The sequence below is a fragment of the Photobacterium piscicola genome (assembly GCF_900166965.1).
Lineage (GTDB): Bacteria > Pseudomonadota > Gammaproteobacteria > Enterobacterales > Vibrionaceae > Photobacterium > Photobacterium piscicola.
This window is the reverse complement of the sequence record NZ_FUZI01000003.1, coordinates 306974-325798: the sequence shown is the minus strand read 5'-3', so window position 1 is coordinate 325798 and position 18825 is coordinate 306974. Positions and strand designations below refer to the sequence as shown.

The window sequence follows — 18825 nt, the reverse complement described above, 5'->3', positions numbered from 1 at the left end:
TTATAATACGGATAATGACTGTATGTTTCGTGGGGGTTTCGGTAACATGCACGCGTTTTCCTGTTTTTAGGTTAGTCGCTATGCGCATTCATGCTATACATACTCTTTATGAGGAACGTCTTGCACGTTCAACTCGTCCTTTTCTTGCTCGTGGCTGTAAAGTCCAACGCTGCCGTCAATGCATGTTACGTACGCATTTGTGTATTTGTGAACATCGTCCATTAGCGACATCAAATGCCGCGTTTTTATTGGTCATGTTTGATGATGAGATTTTAAAACCAAGTAATACTGGCCGTTTAATTGCTGATGTATTTGAAGATACTTTTGCTTATATTTGGTCGCGTACTGAGCCTAACGCTGAAATGCTGGTATTACTTGATGATCCTCAATGGCAACCTTATGTCGTTTTTCCTGCTGAATATGCGCCAGAAAGAGAAGTGACAGCAGTAACGCTTGAAGCGGGTAAACGTCCATTATTTATTATGCTTGATGGTAGTTGGGCAGAAGCGAAAAAAATGTTCCGTAAGAGCCCGTATCTTGATCGCTTCCCATTATTATCCATTAATCCAGATAAGCCATCTCGATATAAAATGCGTGAAGCATCAAAGGAAAATCAATTAGGTACGGCTGAAGTTGCAGCACGTATTATCGATTTATTTGGCGAGCATTATAATGCCGAGCTATTAGATTTATGGTTTGATGTTTTTCGTGAAAATTACATCGCGGGTAAAATGAATCGCACATTACCAGAGCAATCATCGTTATCGCTATTGGAAAAATTCATGTCAACTGATGAAAACACACTATAAAAGATGTGATGTCAGTTAGATAATATTAAACCTCATTTAAACAATAATTGATGAATTGGTCGTAGATCACAGTCATTTTTGGCATAAATGTGGATAATTTTCAGTATATTTAAAGAGTTATGAACTCACGGTGTGGTTAAACATTATTTGTAGGAGAATAGGATGTACTACGGCTTTGATGTAGGCGGAACTAAAATTGAATTTGGTGCATTTAATGAAAAACTAGAGCGCGTAGCAACAGAACGTGTGCCGACACCGAGTGGCGATTACGATACACTTATTAATACTATTGTTTCTATTATTACCGCAGCTGATGTGAAATTTGGCTGTGAAGGTTCAGTCGGTATTGGTATTCCTGGTATTGAAGATGCACGCGACGGTACTGTATTGACATCAAATATACCTGCCGCTAAAGGCCGAACACTGCGTAAAGATTTGGAAGCCAAACTGGGTCGTAGTGTTAGCTTAGATAATGATGCTAACTGCTTCGCTCTTTCTGAAGCATGGGATGATGAGCATCAACATTCACCATCAGTGCTTGGCCTTATTTTAGGTACTGGCTTTGGTGGTGGAATGGTTTTTGATGGTAAAGTTTTTTCTGGTTTGAATCATGTTGGTGGTGAGTTTGGGCATATGCGCTTACCGTTAGATGCATGGTTACATATGGGAGAGAACGCACCATTATTTGATTGTGGTTGCGGTCAAAAAGGGTGTATAGATAATTATCTATCAGGCCGTGGATTTGAACAAATCTATGCACATTATTATGGCGAGAAACTAAAAGCGATTGAAATTATCGAACGTAATGCTGCGGGTGATGAAAAAGCACAACAGCACGTTGATCGTTTCATGGAAGTACTTGCAATGTGCTTTGCAAACTTATTTAGTGGTGTTGATCCTCATGTGGTGGTGTTAGGTGGTGGTTTATCTAATTTTGATTTGATTTATGAAGAATTGCCAAAGCGTTTACCTAAATACTTATTGTCTGTTTCACAAGCACCTAAAATTGTGAAAGCAAAACATGGTGATGCTGGTGGCGTACGTGGTGCTGCTTTCCTTAACATTAAATAGCCATTATTGATCTGTAACGAATATTTATTGCGTAACTAAAAGTACTTCATAGTGAAGTACTTTTTTTTTGTGTTAAAATCCGCGCTTGTTTTCTTATGCCGCTATATTGGTATAAGCGTATTTATTGCAAGGAATACACTATGTCGTTTGAAACCCTTGGCCTTCACCCTAAATTACTGCAAGTTGTCGCAGAATTAGGTTATGAAAAACCAACGGATGTGCAATTACAAGCCATTCCATTAGCGCTAGCAGGGGATGATGTAATGGCTGGGGCTCAAACGGGTACCGGTAAAACAGCCGCATTTGCACTTCCTATTTTACAGCGTTTAATGACATTGCCGTCATTGACTGAAATGGGCGCTGAAGAAATAAAGCCTCAACAAGGTGCAAAAATTCGTGCGTTGGTGATTACACCGACACGTGAATTAGCACAACAAGTTTACGATAGCTTTATTGCGTACAGTAAGTACAGTGATTTGAAAGTCGCGGTTGCTTATGGCGGCACTAGTATGAATGTGCAAATTAAAGCATTAAGAGCAGGTGTTGATATTCTTATCGCGACACCTGGACGTTTACTTGACCATGTTTTTGTTGGCAATGTATCACTTGCGAATGTAGAAACATTTGTACTTGATGAAGCTGATCGCATGCTTGATATGGGTTTTATTATTGATATTAACCGTATCATGAAGCGTATGCCGGCTGAGCGTCAGACTTTATTCTTCTCTGCAACCTTTTCAAAGCAAGTTAAAAAATTAGCTTTTAGTATTTTAACTGACCCTAAGATGGTGGAAGTGACACCGGATAATATTGCAGCAGATACTGTGCAGCAAATGGTGTATCCCGTTGACAAAAAGAGAAAATCAGAATTATTAGCATATCTGATTGGTTCACGTAATTGGCAACAAGTATTAGTCTTTACTAAAACGAAGCAAGGCTCAGATCAATTAGCTAAAAGTTTAGGTTTAGATGGTATTAAAGCGGTGTCTATTAATGGTGATAAAAGTCAAGGCGCTCGTCAACGTGCGCTTGATGATTTTAAAGCCGGTAAGGTACGTGTGCTTGTTGCAACAGATGTTGCTGCTCGTGGATTAGACATTCAGCAGTTAGAATATGTTGTTAACTTTGATTTACCGTTTAATGCTGAAGATTATGTACACCGCATTGGTCGTACAGGGCGTGCTGGTAATACTGGCCACGCGATCACGCTAATGAGTTTAGATGAAGAGTGGGCATTAAAAGCGATTGAAGAGCTATTAAATACCCGTTTACCACAACAATGGCTTGAAGGTTATGAACCTGATCCTAGCTTAATTGAAACAGTCTCTGTTCATCGCGGAGCATCTGCTGAAAAACGTCGGGCCAAAGCAAAAAGTAAGGTACATCAAAACCGTGGGAAAAACACCCAACGCCGTCGTTAAATAAAAAGTTATTACGAACTCAAAATATACTAAAACACCGCCTCTAAAGCGGTGTTTTTTATTATTATGCAATCAATTTAAAAAATGTTTGATTATAAGCATAAATCAGTAATTAAATTAGTTGTTTAAGCTAAAATTGTCTGTTAATTTGTCGTTTTTAGTCGTAATGTTTTGCTTTTATTTTTATAAGCTCTGGTGTTTTGAGGGATTTATGACGGGGTTAAATAAGTGGCTTCGATTAATCATCTTGTTTTTAGTTTGTTTTACTATTGCTAGCTATAGCTGGTTTCTTCTTGGTGGCGCAAAAAAGGAATATATAGTTACGCCTAAAAATAGCACCTATAGAATTATTGACGATTCAAGTCAAAATGGAGCATCGATCACAAAGTTAAATATTAATAATCACAATGTGTTATTAGAGTGTAATTTGGTTAATAAAGCTAAATGGCCATTTTGTGAAATTGCGGTTGCATTAACAGACTCTATTGATGCTGGTTTTGATTTAAGTTCTTATGATTCCGTTGGGCTTGATATTGATTATGCAAGTCCACTTGAAGGGGAACGCATTCGTATTTATTTACGCAATTTTGATCCTATGTATTCTAATATTAATGATCCATTATCATTAAAATTTAATGCGATTGAATATACGCCTGGTGTTAATGAAGGTTTGAAAATTTTCCCATTAAATTCATTCCAAGTTTTATCGTGGTGGATCGCGGAGAATAATATTCCTGTTGATAAGTCGAGTCGACAATTTGATAATATTTCAATCATTGAAATTGCGACGGGAAGTTATGTCAAAGAGTCATACTATGCAATTAAATTAAACCGCTTAGTCTTTTATGGTACTTGGATCTGCGAATCATCGTTAGTGAAGTTACTATTATTATTATGGGTAGCAACCGCCACCATTGTTATTTTGGTTGATCGTTTTGTTCTTAGCCAGAAGATTAAAACATCAGAAGAACGTAGCCAACGTTTACGAGATGCAAATCGCGTACTTTATAATAAAAGTTTAAAATTTGAACATTTGGCTTGTACTGATTCATTAACTCGTATTAGAAATAGGCACACAGTTATTGAATGGCTAGAAGGTATTGTTCTTCAGACACAATTAAATAAGATCCCTTTCTCAATGATTTTTATCGATCTTGATCATTTTAAAGAGGTTAATGATAGATATGGTCATAGCTTTGGTGATGAGGTTTTAATTAAGTTTGCAGCGACAGTTGAGGGCTTAACTCGCCGTTCTGATGTATTTGTGCGTTGGGGAGGGGAAGAGTTTGTTATTTTCTGTCCTGAAACGAATATGAGTGTTGCAGTTGAAATAGCAGAGCAGATTCGAGAAACAATCATGACAAAAGCGTGGGGGTTTGATCAGGAATTTAGCTTAACATGCAGTTTAGGTGTAGCTGAGTTAGTTGATGAGTCCTGCGAAGATTTGATCAAACGGGCTGATTTTGCGTTACTAAAAGCGAAAAAAATGGGACGGAACCGAATTGAAATTAGTTGGGAACATCAACAACTTAAATAATTAAATATCCAAATGAAAAGCCGTGTATGTTATATGCTTTTAATTATAAAAAGCATATAACATACACGGCTTTTTAGGCTCTATCAGAAATTAGCTTTCTAGTACGATATGCCCAGTAGCAACCATATAAATAGCAAATATAGCTAATATTACTAATAGCACTACAAAAATACGCTCTTTACCTACAAAGTAAGGTTGGTTGAGCTCTTTCTTTGCTTTAATAAAGAAATACAGCCCAGGCAAATACAATAAAGATGCTAATAATAAGTGACTTAAACCCGATGCATAAAGTAACCAAATACCGTAAATCGTTGCACCTAAGCCAATAAACAACAGCATGCCGCGATTTTTGTTTTTGATCGCCAGTTTTAGGGTATATGCAGCAACAAGGAAATAAGGCACTAAGATCATTTCAGATGCAATAATCAGTAGTGAATTATAAGTACCACCAGCGTAAATCACTGCAAACAATGAAATTTGAATACAAATAATGGTCAGGTTAAGCGCTTTAATCGATGTACCTGCACTATTTTCTTTCGCATAAGACTTTGGAAACATATTATTTTGTGCGGCAAGTAAAGGTGCTTCTGTTGCTAAAACCGTCCAACTTAAAAACGCACCACTTACGGAAACAAGTAAACCACAACCAATAATAATTGAGCCCCATGGACCAATAACATGTTCTAGTACAATTGCCATTGATGGGTTTTGAAATTTCGCGAGTTCAGGAGTAGAAATAACACCCATAGAAAGTAGGGTAACGAACACATAAATAACAAGTGCCGTTAGTAGGCCTAGAATCGTTGCTCGACCAATGTCACGACGATTACGTGCACGAGAGGATACGATAACCGCACCTTCTACACCAATAAACACCCATACAGTGATTAGCATGGTACCTTTAACTTGGCTTAGTAGGTCATGCTGAGGGCCAAATTCTAAGCCTGTAAAATCAAATGTAAATGTGTGCCATTTAAAGGCAATTAAGGTAACGAAGATAAATAGTACAAGTGGAATTAATTTAGCAACTGTTGTTATAGTGTTAATGGTCGCGGCAGTTTGTACCCCACGTCTTACCGAAGCATATACAAGCCATAATAAAACCGAAGCTCCAACAATAGATTGCCATGTATTACCCATGCCAAAAATAATATGACCGGGTTTATCAAAAAACATACCTAGGGTACTAAATACAATCACTAAGTAAGAAACGTTAGCGAGCATCGCACTTAGCCAGTAACCCCATGCAGAACAAAAACCAACGAAGTCACCAAAGCCTGCTTGTGCATAGCCAAACACGCCACTATTAATATTGGGTTTTAATAATGATAAAATTTGAAAAGACATTGCAAGGAAAATCATGCCAACACCCGTAATGGTCCAGCCAATCATGACGGCTGCAGGACTTGCAACAGCAGCCATATTTTGTGGCAAACTGAACACTCCCGCGCCTATCATTGAGCCGATTACAAATGCAGTTAATGCACCAAATCCGAGCTTATTATCCATTCTGAAACCTAGTATTTAAATTTGAATTTCCTTGATTATATGTATTTTTATTATGCGTAAAAGCTATTTTTACTATTTTTAATAATTAATTAAATATAACTTTAAATAAAAATACTTTTTTTGTTTGTATATCATTATTAACTTTATGTAATATTGAAGTTATTGCAACTTAATAATAACATTATCGTTTACTAATTAACTCAATGGAATGTTAATTGTGCTTTAACGTTTTGATTTAGCACAAAAGCTAAAGTTTTACTTTGTTCAGCTGCCATTGTAATTAATGGGGTGTTAAATGTTTCAATTTCACCGGAAACAATAACGGCAGAACAATTTCCCATCTCTAATGCTTTAACCATTAGTAAATGTTTACTTTGGTTTTTCATATTTTTAAGTAATAGCACTTTATTAATATCGATGCCTGCATTTATTAATAAACGTTTATCTAATAATGCATCTTGTCCAATAAACATTATCCAGCGATTTTCTTGATTTGCTTGTTTTAGCAAGCGTAAGAAATAAGCTAATTGTGCTTGTTGTTGCTCGCTATAACTTACTTCAATTGGAACGATCCTTGGCGGAGATTGGCAAATACCTACATGAGAAGTCAATGTTGCTTTATAAACATCAGAAGCTGTAGTAGATCCTTGAGTATGCATTAGTGATTTCATGGTGCCATCTCCGACAGTGGTTATATATACATGCTGTATGTACATACAGTAGTTTTAAATGAATTCGGATGCAAGCATTATTTATCGATATTTGGTTGTTGAATATAAGTCTTAGAATAGATTTTCGTTGAGGGTGCATTGTCTTAAGTTACTGTTTTTAATTGTTATATCTCTATGTCAGTATGTTTTTAATCTACACTTATTAAATGGGTTTTAGAAAATAATAAAGTTACATTACAAAAATATGCACTATCTCACGTTCAAGCTATACAGTGGTTTTAGTAAGTATTTGATGATTTATACAGTACTTAAAGTTGGATTTTTATCAGCGTGGCTTATTCTATTTAAGACGGTACTAATAAAATAGGAGAAGTGTATGTCTTGTTATAGCTGTCAAAGTTTCATGATAGAAAGCTATTTAAGTTACTGTTATCTCAAGGGGTAGAGGCATATTGCGAGCGTTATTTAGGCGTAATACATGGGTTTTCTCAATTGGCTGGTGTGAGTCAGTCTGCTAAACGTTGTATATTGAATTTAGCTAACGAAATTAAAAGATAATAGTGATGTTGCCGTATCTAAAGGCGGTATTAAAAATTTGATACACGAAAAGATATCCGTAAATTACCGTTAGTTTATGGAAAATAATAATTATGTTTTAGAGTGCATCGTATTATTTTTAAATAGATATAATAAAAAAAACAATTAAATAAGGTAATACAATGTTAAATAATCCAATGATTTCATTAATGGTTAATTTCGTTGATTTACAATCAGATCAAAATATTCTACCAGTAAGAAAGTATATTACAGGTGATAGCTTATCTTATTTACCAAAAGTTGGTGATGTTCTATCTGTGGAAATTGATATTGATAGTCAGTTAGCAGTTTCTTTATCTATCAATGATTTACGTTTCTTTAATGATACCCATGAACAAGCTCAAGTGCCTGCTAAATGTTATGTTGTAAAACAAATAACAACCAAGTTAATGGTTAATGATGCTTGTGATAACGTTGATTATTTATTAGAAGAAGTATCTTTTGTTGCAGCAAGAGAAATGCTACTAAAATAAGTTTCCAATAAAGGATATGGTTCTTATCAAGAAGGGATCATACTTTTTGAATGGTGATCAACTTAAGCTATTTATTAACCAATGAGTAAATTATCAAAATTTACTCATTGGTATTTTTATAACACAACAATGTGATGTGATTTTATAGTCTAAACAATTCAACGCGAAGGTGACTTTCATCTTCATATGCAATTACAGATTGGAAATAACCACTTTGGTCAATTGCAGCAGAAAATATATCTTTATGTTCATTACTGCCAATAAATAAAATCTGAGTTGATTTGATCATTAGCCCATCATCATCAAAACTAGATGTTAAGTCTTCATCAACCACACACACTAATACTTTACCAAAGCGTGCTTTAAGGTTGATATTGTGTGCTAATGAATATTGCACTTGTGTATGCAATTGAGCTTCAATGTCTTCAATAAGATCAACAAAACGATAAAGGTCTGTTGAGCTAGTTTGTAATATCCGCTCACGATCATTATTAAGTATAGATTCTAGACATGCGCCAGTTTTTCTTCCGCGCAATAACCAACTTTTGGTTGATTTCTTAACCGTACGATATCTATCATTCTTGATAATTTTCTTTAGGTACTGAACAAGTAGGTTGTTTTGCTCAGTCTGTGTTAGCCGCTTATCAAGTTTTTTGAATTCTAGATGCAGTAAGGCATTCGTACTAATATCGAGTAGCTGTTGAGACTGGTTCATTGGTGTACCGAGTTGGAGCGGGTTTGATAATAATATCATACTATTACTGATGTAAGATAATAGATAAATGCGTTAATTGTAAATTATAGAAATTAGCGCAATCATTTGTTTCATTGCGTGATATTACACCTTTTAATCTAATTAGGCATACTTTGTTTCGCTAATAGACCTAGATGACATGTTGTGTGTTTATGGGCTTTTATATCTGGTGGCTAGTTTATTTGAGGGTTAAGTCACAATCAAGAGCCTTAAATAAGGTGTCAATTTCGTCAAAGGTATTGTAATGCATGCACCCAATACGGATAACACCACCATTATCGATAAGGTTTAATTGTTCACATAAACCTTGAGCATAAAAATGACCATGCCAGACGCAGATATTTTGTTTTCCTAATGCGATTGCAACGTCTGCTGGTTGGATGCCGTTAATACGAATAGCAAAGGTGGGCGTGCGATGTTGCTCATGCGGTAGGCCAAACAGTTGTACATTATTATAACGATGTAATTTATTAATAAAGTAGTGGCTTAGTGTTTGTTCATAGGTTTGATAAGCGTCAAAACTTCGACGTAGATGCTGGCGTAATGACAATGCTTGTGTGTCTAAAGTTCGACTATAAGCAGCTAAATAATCAACGGCAGCAATAAAACCCGCTAAACTTTCAAAATTTTGCGTACCTGTTTCAAAACGTGCAGGCCCATCATTAGGCGCGGGTTCTACTTTATAAGGGCGTAATGATTGTACCCATTGTGGTGCGATATAAGCAATACCGAGGTGAGGGCCAAAGAATTTATAGGCTGAACAGACTAAAAAGTCACAACCTAAAGCTTGTACATCAATTAGTCGGTGTGGTGCATAATGCACAGCATCCACATATACCTTGGCACCGACGGCATGAGCTGCTGTAATAATGCGTTGCACATCAATAAGTGATCCTGTCACGTTTGAAGCGTACGTTACTGCGACTAACTTAGTTCGAGGTGTGAGTAGGGCATCGAAATGCTCATAATCTACATCACAGTTAGTTTTGTTGATTCGTACTTGATGTACAGTCGCTCCTTTATCTTCAGCTGCTTGTTGCCAACTTGAAACATTGGAATAATGATCGAGTGCGGTAACAATCACTTCATCGCCTTTTTGCCAATCACGACTGATTGCACGGCTTAATTGAAACGTCAGTGTGGTCATATTTGCGCCAAATATCATGTTGCTTGCTGATGGTGCATTAACAAATGTTTGTGCAGTATGACGCGCGGTTGCCATTAACGCCGATGTTTCAACACTAGAGAAAAAAGCCCCGCCTAAGTTTGAATTGTAATGACCTAAATAGTGACTCATTGCATCTAGAACAGATTGAGTAACCTGTGATCCGCCTGGACCGTCAAAAAATAATACCGGCTGCTGATTAATATGCTGATTGAGAGCGGGAAAGAGAGGTCGCACCATCATGGGATCAAATGTCATGTTTGATCTCCTTAGTGGTGAGTACGAATACATCCCAATAACCTTGTTGGTGTTTTTTTATCGCCTTAATTGGGTGAGCGTTATGCCATAAAATATCATCAGCTAAAATTGCCATTTCGCCATGTTGCAAGGTAGTACAGAGAAAAGGTGATGCTGTTTTATCTTTATAAACTAAGAATTCACCTCCTTTAATATTGTGGCGATCAATACCGATCACGGCAATATGCTCAAATCCATCTTGATGAATACCTTCAGGAGAAGTCGGCGTTTCACCGTTGAGTGCGGCAATGCGCATTTGGTGGATTTCAATCGGTTGATCATCTGGTAAGGCATTAGCACTCTGAAATAACTCGCACATTTCTAACATACCATCACAATGAATGAGTTCATCATCTAACGCTTCAAAGTGGCGTACAACGTTGCCTTGAAAATGATTTATATCGTTAGATTGTACAAAATCTGTAGGGGGTAAATGTTCGATTTTCCCGTTATGCATTTGAACAATGGAATAGCGACGTAAACGGTATTCTCCATCAGCATGTGAAGTGTGAGGTAAATATTGAAATGAGGGAGCAAGTTCAGTCACGGCATGATCACTCAGTTGTGTTAGTTGTAGGTTACACATTAATGGCGTGTTCATCATACTTCTCCTGTTACTTTGCTACTTATAATTAAGGTTGTCTATAAAACTGAATATTACAAATTTAATCGACTATATAAGCATGTAAAAAGATAACTATGGAATTTACATCTACAAAAAAGTTAATTAATAAACTTTAATGTTGTAGCAAAGTAACGTGTTTGTGGTGTGTAAATTGATAAATGAGAGTGAGTAGACGAGCATCTTCTGAAGTAAATAGGACACGAAGGGTAAATTAGATGCATGTAAAAATTCGCATGTGTAACAATGTGTGTCTTTTATTAAAAAGGTTGTTTTTTATTTATTATATATCATATGGTTATAATATATATAAGTTTTTATTATTAATTGTGTGGTGAAAATAATTTCTTATCAATAGGATAGGTTGGGTATATTCCCGCACATAAATATGAAAACGATAGCATCGTTATTTTCTATATGCTCAATAGATAGACGCTGCTTATTATTAATAAAAGAGATCAATATGCCTTTAAAATTAAACAAAATATCAATCGCCGTCGCGCTTATTGCAACAAATTTAGCTGTTATTGGTAGCGTTAGTGCGCATGGTTGGGCTGAGTTCCCACCATCACGTACTGAAGTTTGTGATCGCGATGGTGGTTATTGGCAAAATAAAATTCCTAATGCTGCTTGTCAGGCACTATGGGATAAATCAAACGCATTTCCTTTTACACAAAAGAATGAAAACGCAGCATTAACCGCAGATTACAACAATATTGAAGCGGTAAAAAAACAAGTTATCGATGGTCTGTTGTGTGCTGGTGGCGATCAGAAAAAAGCGGGGCTAGATATTCCGCATAACGAATGGCAACAAACAGAAGTGATTGTTGATGCTAACGGTGAGTTTGATTTCAAATGGGTTGCTACGGCGACTCATAATCCATCATTTTGGCAGTTCTACATTACTAAACCTAATTATGATAAATCACAGCCATTAACATGGGATGATTTAGAGCTTGTTGATGAAGTAGGTAATGTTGAACCAACAGAAGCAACACCTTATGATACTTATAACTTTAAAGTGAAATTACCGACAGATCGTATGGGTGAAAAGGTCGTTTTATTCTCTCGCTGGCAGCGAATTGATCCTGCAGGTGAAGGCTTCTATAACTGTAGTGATATTACGATTAAACAAGGTAATGGTGAGATAACACCGCCACCACCTGTTGTGGAAGGTGACTTATTCCCTATATCAGGTTTCTTTATTAAGCCTGGTTTTGCACCAGTCATTGGTGATACGATGCGTTTCCGATTAATGGCTCCGGTTACAGGTGCTGAAGTGGTTGATCAGCGTTTAGTGATCACTGCTGCGAATCAAGCGACATGGGCTCAAACATTAGCAGAGCAAGTCAACGCGTTAGCATCAGATAAATTATTTATTGGTGTTTGGAACCAAGCTGCCGCTAAATATGAATTTAATACTAAAAATATTCATGCCAACCAAGTATGGGTAGAAGCTGAAAAGTACGGTTTTGCGTTAAGTATTTTCAAAGATCTTGAGCCATTACCGCCGATTGTGGATCCTGAATTACCAGATCCTGAGTTACCTGAAGGTAGCTGGAGTAAGTCTGCAACCTATATTGCAGGTGATAGCGTAATACATAATAATAAAAATTGGAAAGCGGGCTGGTGGACACAAGGTGAAGAACCGGGTATCGCAAGTGTATGGACACAAATACTAACGGAAGGTGAAATCCCTGATATTTCAGCTTGGTCGGTTGCTAAAACATATAATGAAAATGATGTTGCTATTCATAATGGTATTCAGTGGAAAGCACATTGGAATACCGTTGGTGAAGAGCCAGGAACAACCGGCGAGTGGGGTGTATGGCGTAAGCTATAGTCGTCCCGCGTAACAATGTTTATAAAGGCCTGCCACTGTGCAGGCCTTGTTCGTTTTTATTACTCTTGTTCTTTTACGATGCGAAAAGTAATAGCTTGATGCGGTTTACCTTGTAGTTTTACGATATAACTTCCCCATTCATGGGTATTAACATGATGTAAAACGAGATTTTTCTCAAGACAATAGTTATTAGTAATATATTGACCTTTTATGTCGGCATCCCTAATGGTGAATGTAATATTAGGATCTGTCGCAAAAACCATCTTTTCATTCCATTCTTTAATGGCTAATTGAACATAAGCTTGGCCTTTTGCATTAAGGGTTAATGCATAACCTAATGATGTCTCAAAAATTTGTTCTAGTTGGATTGCTTCTTCTGCTGTATTTGCTGTTTCTTGATATTGAAGATCAATATTACAGATCGCTTTATAAGGTGTAATAAAATAGGTATTTCGTCCTTGAATTTCAGCCTCTGAGGGACGTTGTGGTGTTGCAATTGCAGATGAACTAGCGATGAGAGAGAGCAACACTGACAGTGTTTTTTTCATTATATTATGCTTATTTTTGGAGTGGAAAAGGGGCAATACAATTAGGTAAGTCTTGCTTAGTTTTTAGTGGAACAATTTGGCAAAAAGGGTTTTGATGCGCAAAGTCATGACTCATATCTCGCGTATTTAAACTTGAAAAAAAAGCCAATAATGCCTGTTTTTCTGTTGTTGTTAATGTGAAGCCTTGCAAATGAGGATCTTTATTTGGATGTTGACGCCCGTCGCCTTTATTTGGGCCAATAGTGATCACTCGACCGCCTGCCGCATAACTATCGAGAACGGCTCCAAGGTGATGAAAACTGCCATCATGTCCCCATGGACCTGTATTAGTGACATTGATCAATGATGGAATACGGAATTTACCATCATCAAATGTTTGTTGAGTAAAGTAACGTAATCCCATTTCATGCTGAGGATAACCATATTCACCAGCATTATTTTTAATACCATAAAGACCGGTGTTGTAATAGAGTGAACTATGGCTAAGAGGCTGATTTAATAGTGATCCGCTATGGCATTGAAAGCAGTTAAGTCGTTGACTTGTAAATAATGCTAACCCTTGTTGTTGCTGATCATTAAGGGCTGTATTGTCACCATCAAGAAATGCCTGATAAGCCGTATTAGTATCACTAATCGTGGCGACATAATGACTAAGGGCGGTGAGCACCCTGGTTGTGGTTATGCGGCTATCTCCAAAACTGGCCTTAAAAAGAGGTTGATATAAAGCTGGTGCTTGTTGTAATCGTGTCAGTAATAATGCATCGGTCATTCCCATTTCAGGTGGATGTAGTGAAAATAATGGTAATGTAATCGCATCTTCTAACGTTGTTAAATATGGTTGACGTTGCATGAATGTCGTTAGCATGACGCTATTTAGGAGTGACGGCGTATTTAATGTGGTTGGGTTACCGTGAATATCTGGAACTTTAGCAAAGCGGTTTGTCCAGCCTAAATCGGGAGCATGACATAAGGCGCAGCTGCGATTTCCTGTTTTAGAGAGTCGATTATCATTAAATAGATAACGCCCTAGTGTCTGTGTTGCGGTAAGTCGAGTGTCATCGATGGTTTTTTGAGCCGCGTATAAAGGTGATGATAAAACGAAGAGCAGACTTAACAATAACATTGGAACAGTATGGAAGATAACACCCATAATCTATATTAAATTTTACGGAAAGAAGTGCTGATTGTAATTGAGATGGGTGGGGTTCGCATGTGATTTTATGTATCAAGTTGCAACAAAAAATGCGGAAAAAGAATTGAGTGATCTTTCTCTATTTTTGATACTAATTACACCAGTATTATTAGAGCAATCAAGCTCGGCTGTGTTAGTTTTAATTTAACAATATCAAGGTGATAAATTAAATAATGATAGTTAATCCTGAAGATAAATTACATAGCCAACAAGTTTATGCTTGTGATGATGCTCTTGCAGAACGACAATTAGCATGTTTAGAAGTGCTTTATGATTTTAATCATACTCGACCTTCTGAAATAGAAAAACGTACTCAACTGATGCAGCAATTGTTTGCTGAAGTAGGTGAGGGATGTTATATCGAGCCGCCTTTGCATGCAAATTGGGGTAAACATACCCATTTGGGTCGAAATGTGTACGTGAATTTCAATTTAACCTTGGTTGATGATACTCATATTTATATTGGTAATGATGTCATGATTGGTCCGAATGTGACTATAGCAACAGCAGGGCATCCTATTGATCCCCTGCGACGTCAGCAGGTAACACAATTTAATATTCCGGTGACAATTGGAAATAATGTTTGGATCGGTGCTCAGTGTGTAATTTTACCCGGTATCTCAATTGGTGATAATACCGTCATTGGTGCAGGTAGTATTGTGACAAGGGATATTCCAAGCAATGTGGTTGCGATGGGAAACCCGTGTAATGTTAGTCGTGAAATTAATGAGCATGATAAAATTTATTTTTATAAAGAGAAAAGGTATTAAACAAATTAATGGTAGTTATAAATATAAATAAGATCTGCATAATATAAAAATACGATCTGTTATTGAATCGAGAATATTATTTCTTGAATTTTTTTATAAATATCAGAAGAGTCACCGGTTAATATTGGTTCTATTTGACTATTTTTATCGAGCATTTTTACTTTTTCTAATGTGATATGTCGCTGATCTTTTCTAATTTGAAATCGATCTTGTAGTAATGACTGGCTCATTACTATATTTGCTTTAAAAACAGCACGATAAACACCATTAAGAGGCATGTTACTCATGAAATTAATCCTTTGATATCTATATTTTTAAGGTAATGCTTATGGGTGTTAACAATCACCTAGTGTGACTCGGCGAATTGTAGACAACTACAGTCTATATTTAAAGGTTTATAATCACAAAAATAGTATTTAAATATTTTTCTTATATATCATTTAAAATAATACATAAGGAATAGGAATATATTAAAATATTTCATTCTAATAAATTATCAATCAGGCCTGAAATGAAAATATAATTAATTTAGTCTGCTTAATTGTATTTTAAATTGTTTTTGTGTGATCAAACTAGTGGAAAATTTATATTGTAGTTTAATTTAGATATCATAAATAAAAAACATATATCGTACTTATATTATAAAAACAATATTCAGTAGTTTTTAAATTCTATTCTGAAATACTTAAATTACAAATTATCTAGTTATAATTCCCTCTATATGGTCATTTATTGATAGATGTCAATTAACAATTATATTGCGTTTTTGAGTGACTCCTTAATGGATAAACAAGACTATTATATTATTAGTTTTTTGTATGGTAAGTCTAACTAAGGATAAATAATGAAGATTTTAGCGATACCGGGAAAAATGCCAATTACTGAATCGTGGTTATTTAAAATATTATCAGCAACGCAGTGGCGTCAAGAGCAAGTCGAAATGCATCGTTTTGCAGCATGGGACAATGAACAAGCTTTTAGCGTTGATAAAGAACTAACTTATTTACCATCAGGGCATTTTGATGTAGTGATTACTAAATCGATAGGGACATTAATTACCCTTAAAGCACAAAATACCATTAGCTGGGATCGGTTAGTCTTGATTGGTGTGGCATGGAGTCTATTTTCTGAATCCGAACATGATTTATTGCCAGCACTGGATGAAAAAGGTCAGCCGGTATTGATTATTCAAGAAAACCACGATCCTTTTGGATCATACGCTGAAATCGCAGCAGCCGTTGCGGGTAAGCATAATATAAGTTGTGTCGAGATCATGGGTGATAGGCACCAATACGCAAATACAGAAGCTATCGGTAAATTGATAAACCATTGGGTAAAAGAAACCCGTCGTGTTGCTGCATTATAAATGGTGTCTGTAACACAGAAAATGAGTATAACGCTGTTTTTCCTTTGTCATTATAGATAACGTCACTTAATATGATATCTGTTTCTTATTGTTAATGACAAAGGATGTTGGTATGAACAAACATATAGGTATAGCGATGATTCCTTTTCTCGCTGGGTGTACAGAAATACCTAATGACACCATATTAGAACACGCCTTTTATTCCGCAGCACAGTCCTCAAAAGCGAGTTCAATCTTAACTGTTGATAATTTCGTTAAAGTTAGTGGTTATAAAAAATATGATCAATATGTCGCTGAAGTGAGTTACGACATTCGATTTATTCAAAATCAAGAAAACCATGTGATCAGTAAAGATACTCAAGACTCAGGTTTAGGCTTGCATGCATTGTCTATGGAATATGGACGATATAAAGCAGGGGATATCAGTAGCAACCAACAGCAAGTCATCTTTATTAAAACGCGTTCGGGTTGGCAAGTTAAAGCATAAAAAAAGCAGCCTGAAATGAGGCTGCCTTAGTATTTGTCTTATCAGCAGTACTATTTATTCTTTACTGTCGCAATACGAGAACATACTGGAATGTTGCTTGCATCAAGACCTGGTGCTGTATTGTGGAAATCAAACTCTAGCTCTACTTCTGGTTTGAAGATTAGGCAGTGTGTAGAACCACCAAAGTGGAACATACCAAGTTCATCACCTTTATTAATATGTTGGCCTTCTTCAACAGTCACAGCACAAGAAGACACTTCAGCCATACCAATAGCAATAAAGCACATCAAGCCAATGTTAGGGTTATCTGATTCAATAAAGATAACAGCACGTGTCGCAACCGCAGTTAAGAATGGTTGTGAATTGTTAGGCGCACTATCGTCGGCACCGTCTGGGTTATTAAAGCCTTGGTAACGGTTACCTAAGTAATATGAGCCGTTAACCATGTAAGTCTTTTTAACAGTACCCGTTACTGGACTGTTCCAGCGGTGGTAGCTTAATGCACTAAGGAATGCTTGATAAACTGTACCGCCAACAAATTGTTCAGCTAGTGGATCAAAATCCATCATGTTTTCTAATGAATAGGGTTGACCTTTAAGCCAGAAATTTGAAGATTTAGCGACGTTGGTAACAACCTGTAATGGTGCTGACTCACAGGCGTTAGCAATAACATCATCACCTTCAGCAATAGGTCTTACGCCGTCTTTAAATGTACGAGTAAAGAAGTCATCCCATGATTTAAAACCATAGTGTTGATCTGTTGGATCACAGTTAAAGAAATGCTCAAACGGCTTATCATGATTTTCTGAATCACTGGCTTCTGCCTGACAAGCGACAGTGACCATTTCTTTTTGGGCGTTATCACTTAACCAACCAAAGACTTTTGGTGTGCGATCTGGATGGTTTTCAATTAATACTGAGCGTGATGCTGGAGATGAAAGGTATAAACTCCAGTAAGTCAGAATTTTCTTAAATTGTTGGTTAACAAGTTCGTTTGCAAAGAACGCATAACCTGAATCTGTTGCCATTGGCCAATCAAGTAGCGCATTAATAGGGAAACCAATTAAACCACATGGTTCAAGTGCGCCTGTTTTAGGATCTAAAAACTCAGTGCACTCTGGTGCTTGCGTCATTATATGATTCAGTAAAACTAAAAATTCATCAAAGTCATTCACCTCTGGTGTTTCTAAAGGCGTTAATTCTTTGTGGCTTTTAGCTTCACTAAACATATCTTGTGAAAGGCGTAGTAGCGTAGGGTCATTCTCTACCAATTCTTTAAAATCGATAATAGGCTGAGCAATAGTATTAGATGTTAAATGCGTACGAGTTTTTAAATCTTTAATCCAAGCTGCAACATGGGCTTTATTTTTAGGAAGCCAATTGCCTTTTAATAGAGGGTATGTCTGATTCATAATTCTATACCAATGATAATTTAAATTTAAAAACGCTAAAGCATAAATCACATATTAAATATATATGATGCAATCACATTAGCCGTACTATCTATTTAAGTCATTATCTAAAACCTCAAGGTTAAAACTCAAATTTATGTAATCAATTATTATAAATAGGTAATTAAATAAGATTTAAACATTAGTGAGATAAAACATAGACCAGATCAATCATTTAGATCTAATTTTATTTAAATATTTTTTTTCAGAAAAACCAAGGAGATAGAAAGATAGATAAATGG

At 36.2% G+C, this 18825-nt stretch carries 18 protein-coding genes and 1 pseudogene; 10 read left to right on the top strand and 9 right to left on the bottom strand.

Annotated features, from left to right (window positions below; all coding sequences use genetic code 11):
- Positions 1–80 precede the first annotated feature (80 nt).
- The 4 genes from CZ809_RS10460 to CZ809_RS10445 all read left to right on the top strand — a co-directional run bounded on the left by CZ809_RS10460 (position 81) and on the right by CZ809_RS10445 (position 4838).
- Entirely contained in the window at positions 81–809 is a 729-nt protein-coding gene (locus CZ809_RS10460) for a tRNA-uridine aminocarboxypropyltransferase (RefSeq protein WP_080157577.1), read from the top strand.
- Between the two features lie 162 nt (positions 810–971).
- On the top strand, positions 972–1880 hold the full coding sequence (gene nagK, locus CZ809_RS10455) for an N-acetylglucosamine kinase (RefSeq protein WP_080157576.1): 909 nt from the start codon (positions 972–974) through the stop codon (positions 1878–1880).
- Between the two features lie 140 nt (positions 1881–2020).
- Complete coding sequence (locus tag CZ809_RS10450) at positions 2021–3301, top strand: DEAD/DEAH box helicase (RefSeq protein WP_080157575.1); 1281 nt, start codon at positions 2021–2023, stop codon at positions 3299–3301.
- 211 nt (positions 3302–3512) lie between these two features.
- Positions 3513–4838, top strand: a complete 1326-nt coding sequence (locus CZ809_RS10445; RefSeq protein ID WP_080157574.1) for a GGDEF domain-containing protein — start codon at positions 3513–3515, stop codon at positions 4836–4838.
- 90 nt (positions 4839–4928) lie between these two features.
- On the opposite strand, the gene CZ809_RS10440 is transcribed toward CZ809_RS10445, so the two are convergent.
- Together CZ809_RS10440 and CZ809_RS10435 are read right to left on the bottom strand one after the other, a co-directional pair.
- Positions 4929–6347, bottom strand: coding sequence for a basic amino acid/polyamine antiporter (locus tag CZ809_RS10440; RefSeq protein WP_080157573.1), 1419 nt, complete (start codon positions 6345–6347; stop codon positions 4929–4931).
- Positions 6348–6547: 200 nt separating this feature from the next.
- A complete protein-coding gene (locus tag CZ809_RS10435; RefSeq protein ID WP_235865899.1) occupies positions 6548–7018 on the bottom strand; it encodes a cell division inhibitor SulA in 471 nt (156 codons plus the stop codon).
- Between the two features lie 411 nt (positions 7019–7429).
- Between CZ809_RS10435 and CZ809_RS10430 the strand changes: the two are divergent.
- Together CZ809_RS10430 and CZ809_RS10425 are read left to right on the top strand one after the other, a co-directional pair.
- Positions 7430–7576: pseudogene (locus tag CZ809_RS10430) on the top strand (alpha/beta hydrolase); the annotation flags it as partial.
- A gap of 161 nt (positions 7577–7737) precedes the next feature.
- Complete coding sequence (locus tag CZ809_RS10425) at positions 7738–8088, top strand: hypothetical protein (protein WP_080157572.1); 351 nt, start codon at positions 7738–7740, stop codon at positions 8086–8088.
- A gap of 142 nt (positions 8089–8230) precedes the next feature.
- Here CZ809_RS10425 and CZ809_RS10420 read toward each other — a convergent pair whose 3' ends face one another.
- The 3 genes from CZ809_RS10420 to CZ809_RS10410 all read right to left on the bottom strand — a co-directional run bounded on the left by CZ809_RS10420 (position 8231) and on the right by CZ809_RS10410 (position 10905).
- Entirely contained in the window at positions 8231–8803 is a 573-nt protein-coding gene (locus CZ809_RS10420; RefSeq protein ID WP_080157571.1) for a DUF2913 family protein, read from the bottom strand.
- 217 nt (positions 8804–9020) lie between these two features.
- Positions 9021–10265, bottom strand: coding sequence for a cysteine desulfurase-like protein (locus tag CZ809_RS10415; RefSeq protein WP_080157570.1), 1245 nt, complete (start codon positions 10263–10265; stop codon positions 9021–9023).
- A complete protein-coding gene (locus CZ809_RS10410) occupies positions 10255–10905 on the bottom strand; it encodes a 2OG-Fe dioxygenase family protein (RefSeq protein ID WP_080157568.1) in 651 nt (216 codons plus the stop codon). The genes CZ809_RS10415 and CZ809_RS10410 overlap by 11 nt, the downstream gene beginning before the upstream one ends.
- A gap of 484 nt (positions 10906–11389) precedes the next feature.
- On the opposite strand from CZ809_RS10410, the gene CZ809_RS10405 reads away from it, so the two are divergent.
- Positions 11390–12769 carry a lytic polysaccharide monooxygenase gene (locus tag CZ809_RS10405; RefSeq protein ID WP_080157566.1) on the top strand — a complete coding sequence of 460 codons (1380 nt, stop codon included), beginning with the start codon at positions 11390–11392 and terminating at the stop codon, positions 12767–12769.
- Between the two features lie 59 nt (positions 12770–12828).
- Here the strand turns inward: CZ809_RS10405 and CZ809_RS10400 are convergent, their stop codons facing one another.
- The gene (locus tag CZ809_RS10400; RefSeq protein WP_080157564.1) at positions 12829–13317 is read right to left on the bottom strand and encodes a hypothetical protein; all 489 of its coding nucleotides are present in this window, start codon (positions 13315–13317) and stop codon (positions 12829–12831) included.
- Positions 13318–13327: 10 nt separating this feature from the next.
- Positions 13328–14467 (bottom strand): cytochrome-c peroxidase, encoded by a 1140-nt coding sequence (locus tag CZ809_RS10395; protein WP_080157563.1) that lies wholly within the window; start codon positions 14465–14467, stop codon positions 13328–13330.
- Positions 14468–14682: 215 nt separating this feature from the next.
- Between CZ809_RS10395 and CZ809_RS10390 the strand changes: the two genes are divergently transcribed.
- Positions 14683–15279, top strand: a complete 597-nt coding sequence (locus CZ809_RS10390; protein WP_080157561.1) for a sugar O-acetyltransferase — start codon at positions 14683–14685, stop codon at positions 15277–15279.
- 59 nt (positions 15280–15338) lie between these two features.
- Here CZ809_RS10390 and CZ809_RS10385 read toward each other — a convergent pair whose 3' ends face one another.
- A complete protein-coding gene (locus CZ809_RS10385; RefSeq protein WP_080157559.1) occupies positions 15339–15566 on the bottom strand; it encodes a hypothetical protein in 228 nt (75 codons plus the stop codon).
- 557 nt (positions 15567–16123) lie between these two features.
- Here CZ809_RS10385 and CZ809_RS10380 point away from each other — a divergent pair.
- Both CZ809_RS10380 and CZ809_RS10375 read left to right on the top strand, forming a co-directional pair.
- Positions 16124–16645: a hypothetical protein gene (locus tag CZ809_RS10380; RefSeq protein ID WP_080157558.1), complete on the top strand. Its 522-nt coding sequence runs from the start codon at positions 16124–16126 to the stop codon at positions 16643–16645.
- A gap of 112 nt (positions 16646–16757) precedes the next feature.
- Complete coding sequence (locus tag CZ809_RS10375; protein WP_080157556.1) at positions 16758–17132, top strand: hypothetical protein; 375 nt, start codon at positions 16758–16760, stop codon at positions 17130–17132.
- A 50-nt stretch (positions 17133–17182) separates the two neighbouring features.
- Here the strand turns inward: CZ809_RS10375 and CZ809_RS10370 are convergent, their stop codons facing one another.
- Positions 17183–18544 (bottom strand): phosphatidylserine decarboxylase family protein, encoded by a 1362-nt coding sequence (locus CZ809_RS10370; RefSeq protein ID WP_080157555.1) that lies wholly within the window; start codon positions 18542–18544, stop codon positions 17183–17185.
- Positions 18545–18825: the final 281 nt, after the last annotated feature.

Excerpts from the sequence above, each read along its gene's own strand:
- CZ809_RS10385 (WP_080157559.1), bottom strand. The coding sequence starts at position 15,566 with ATGAGTAACATGCCTCTTAATGGTGTTTATCGTGCTGTTTTTAAAGCA.
- CZ809_RS10395 (WP_080157563.1), bottom strand. The coding sequence starts at position 14,467 with ATGGGTGTTATCTTCCATACTGTTCCAATGTTATTGTTAAGTCTGCTC.
- CZ809_RS10390 (WP_080157561.1), top strand. The coding sequence starts at position 14,683 with ATGATAGTTAATCCTGAAGATAAATTACATAGCCAACAAGTTTATGCT.
- CZ809_RS10400 (WP_080157564.1), bottom strand. The coding sequence starts at position 13,317 with ATGAAAAAAACACTGTCAGTGTTGCTCTCTCTCATCGCTAGTTCATCT.
- CZ809_RS10435 (WP_235865899.1), bottom strand. The coding sequence starts at position 7,018 with ATGAAATCACTAATGCATACTCAAGGATCTACTACAGCTTCTGATGTT.
- nagK (WP_080157576.1), top strand. The coding sequence starts at position 972 with ATGTACTACGGCTTTGATGTAGGCGGAACTAAAATTGAATTTGGTGCA.
- CZ809_RS10415 (WP_080157570.1), bottom strand. The coding sequence starts at position 10,265 with ATGACATTTGATCCCATGATGGTGCGACCTCTCTTTCCCGCTCTCAAT.
- CZ809_RS10380 (WP_080157558.1), top strand. The coding sequence starts at position 16,124 with ATGAAGATTTTAGCGATACCGGGAAAAATGCCAATTACTGAATCGTGG.
- CZ809_RS10450 (WP_080157575.1), top strand. The coding sequence starts at position 2,021 with ATGTCGTTTGAAACCCTTGGCCTTCACCCTAAATTACTGCAAGTTGTC.
- CZ809_RS10405 (WP_080157566.1), top strand. The coding sequence starts at position 11,390 with ATGCCTTTAAAATTAAACAAAATATCAATCGCCGTCGCGCTTATTGCA.
- CZ809_RS10410 (WP_080157568.1), bottom strand. The coding sequence starts at position 10,905 with ATGAACACGCCATTAATGTGTAACCTACAACTAACACAACTGAGTGAT.
- CZ809_RS10460 (WP_080157577.1), top strand. The coding sequence starts at position 81 with ATGCGCATTCATGCTATACATACTCTTTATGAGGAACGTCTTGCACGT.
- CZ809_RS10425 (WP_080157572.1), top strand. The coding sequence starts at position 7,738 with ATGTTAAATAATCCAATGATTTCATTAATGGTTAATTTCGTTGATTTA.
- CZ809_RS10445 (WP_080157574.1), top strand. The coding sequence starts at position 3,513 with ATGACGGGGTTAAATAAGTGGCTTCGATTAATCATCTTGTTTTTAGTT.
- CZ809_RS10420 (WP_080157571.1), bottom strand. The coding sequence starts at position 8,803 with ATGAACCAGTCTCAACAGCTACTCGATATTAGTACGAATGCCTTACTG.
- CZ809_RS10440 (WP_080157573.1), bottom strand. The coding sequence starts at position 6,347 with ATGGATAATAAGCTCGGATTTGGTGCATTAACTGCATTTGTAATCGGC.
- CZ809_RS10375 (WP_080157556.1), top strand. The coding sequence starts at position 16,758 with ATGAACAAACATATAGGTATAGCGATGATTCCTTTTCTCGCTGGGTGT.
- CZ809_RS10370 (WP_080157555.1), bottom strand. The coding sequence starts at position 18,544 with ATGAATCAGACATACCCTCTATTAAAAGGCAATTGGCTTCCTAAAAAT.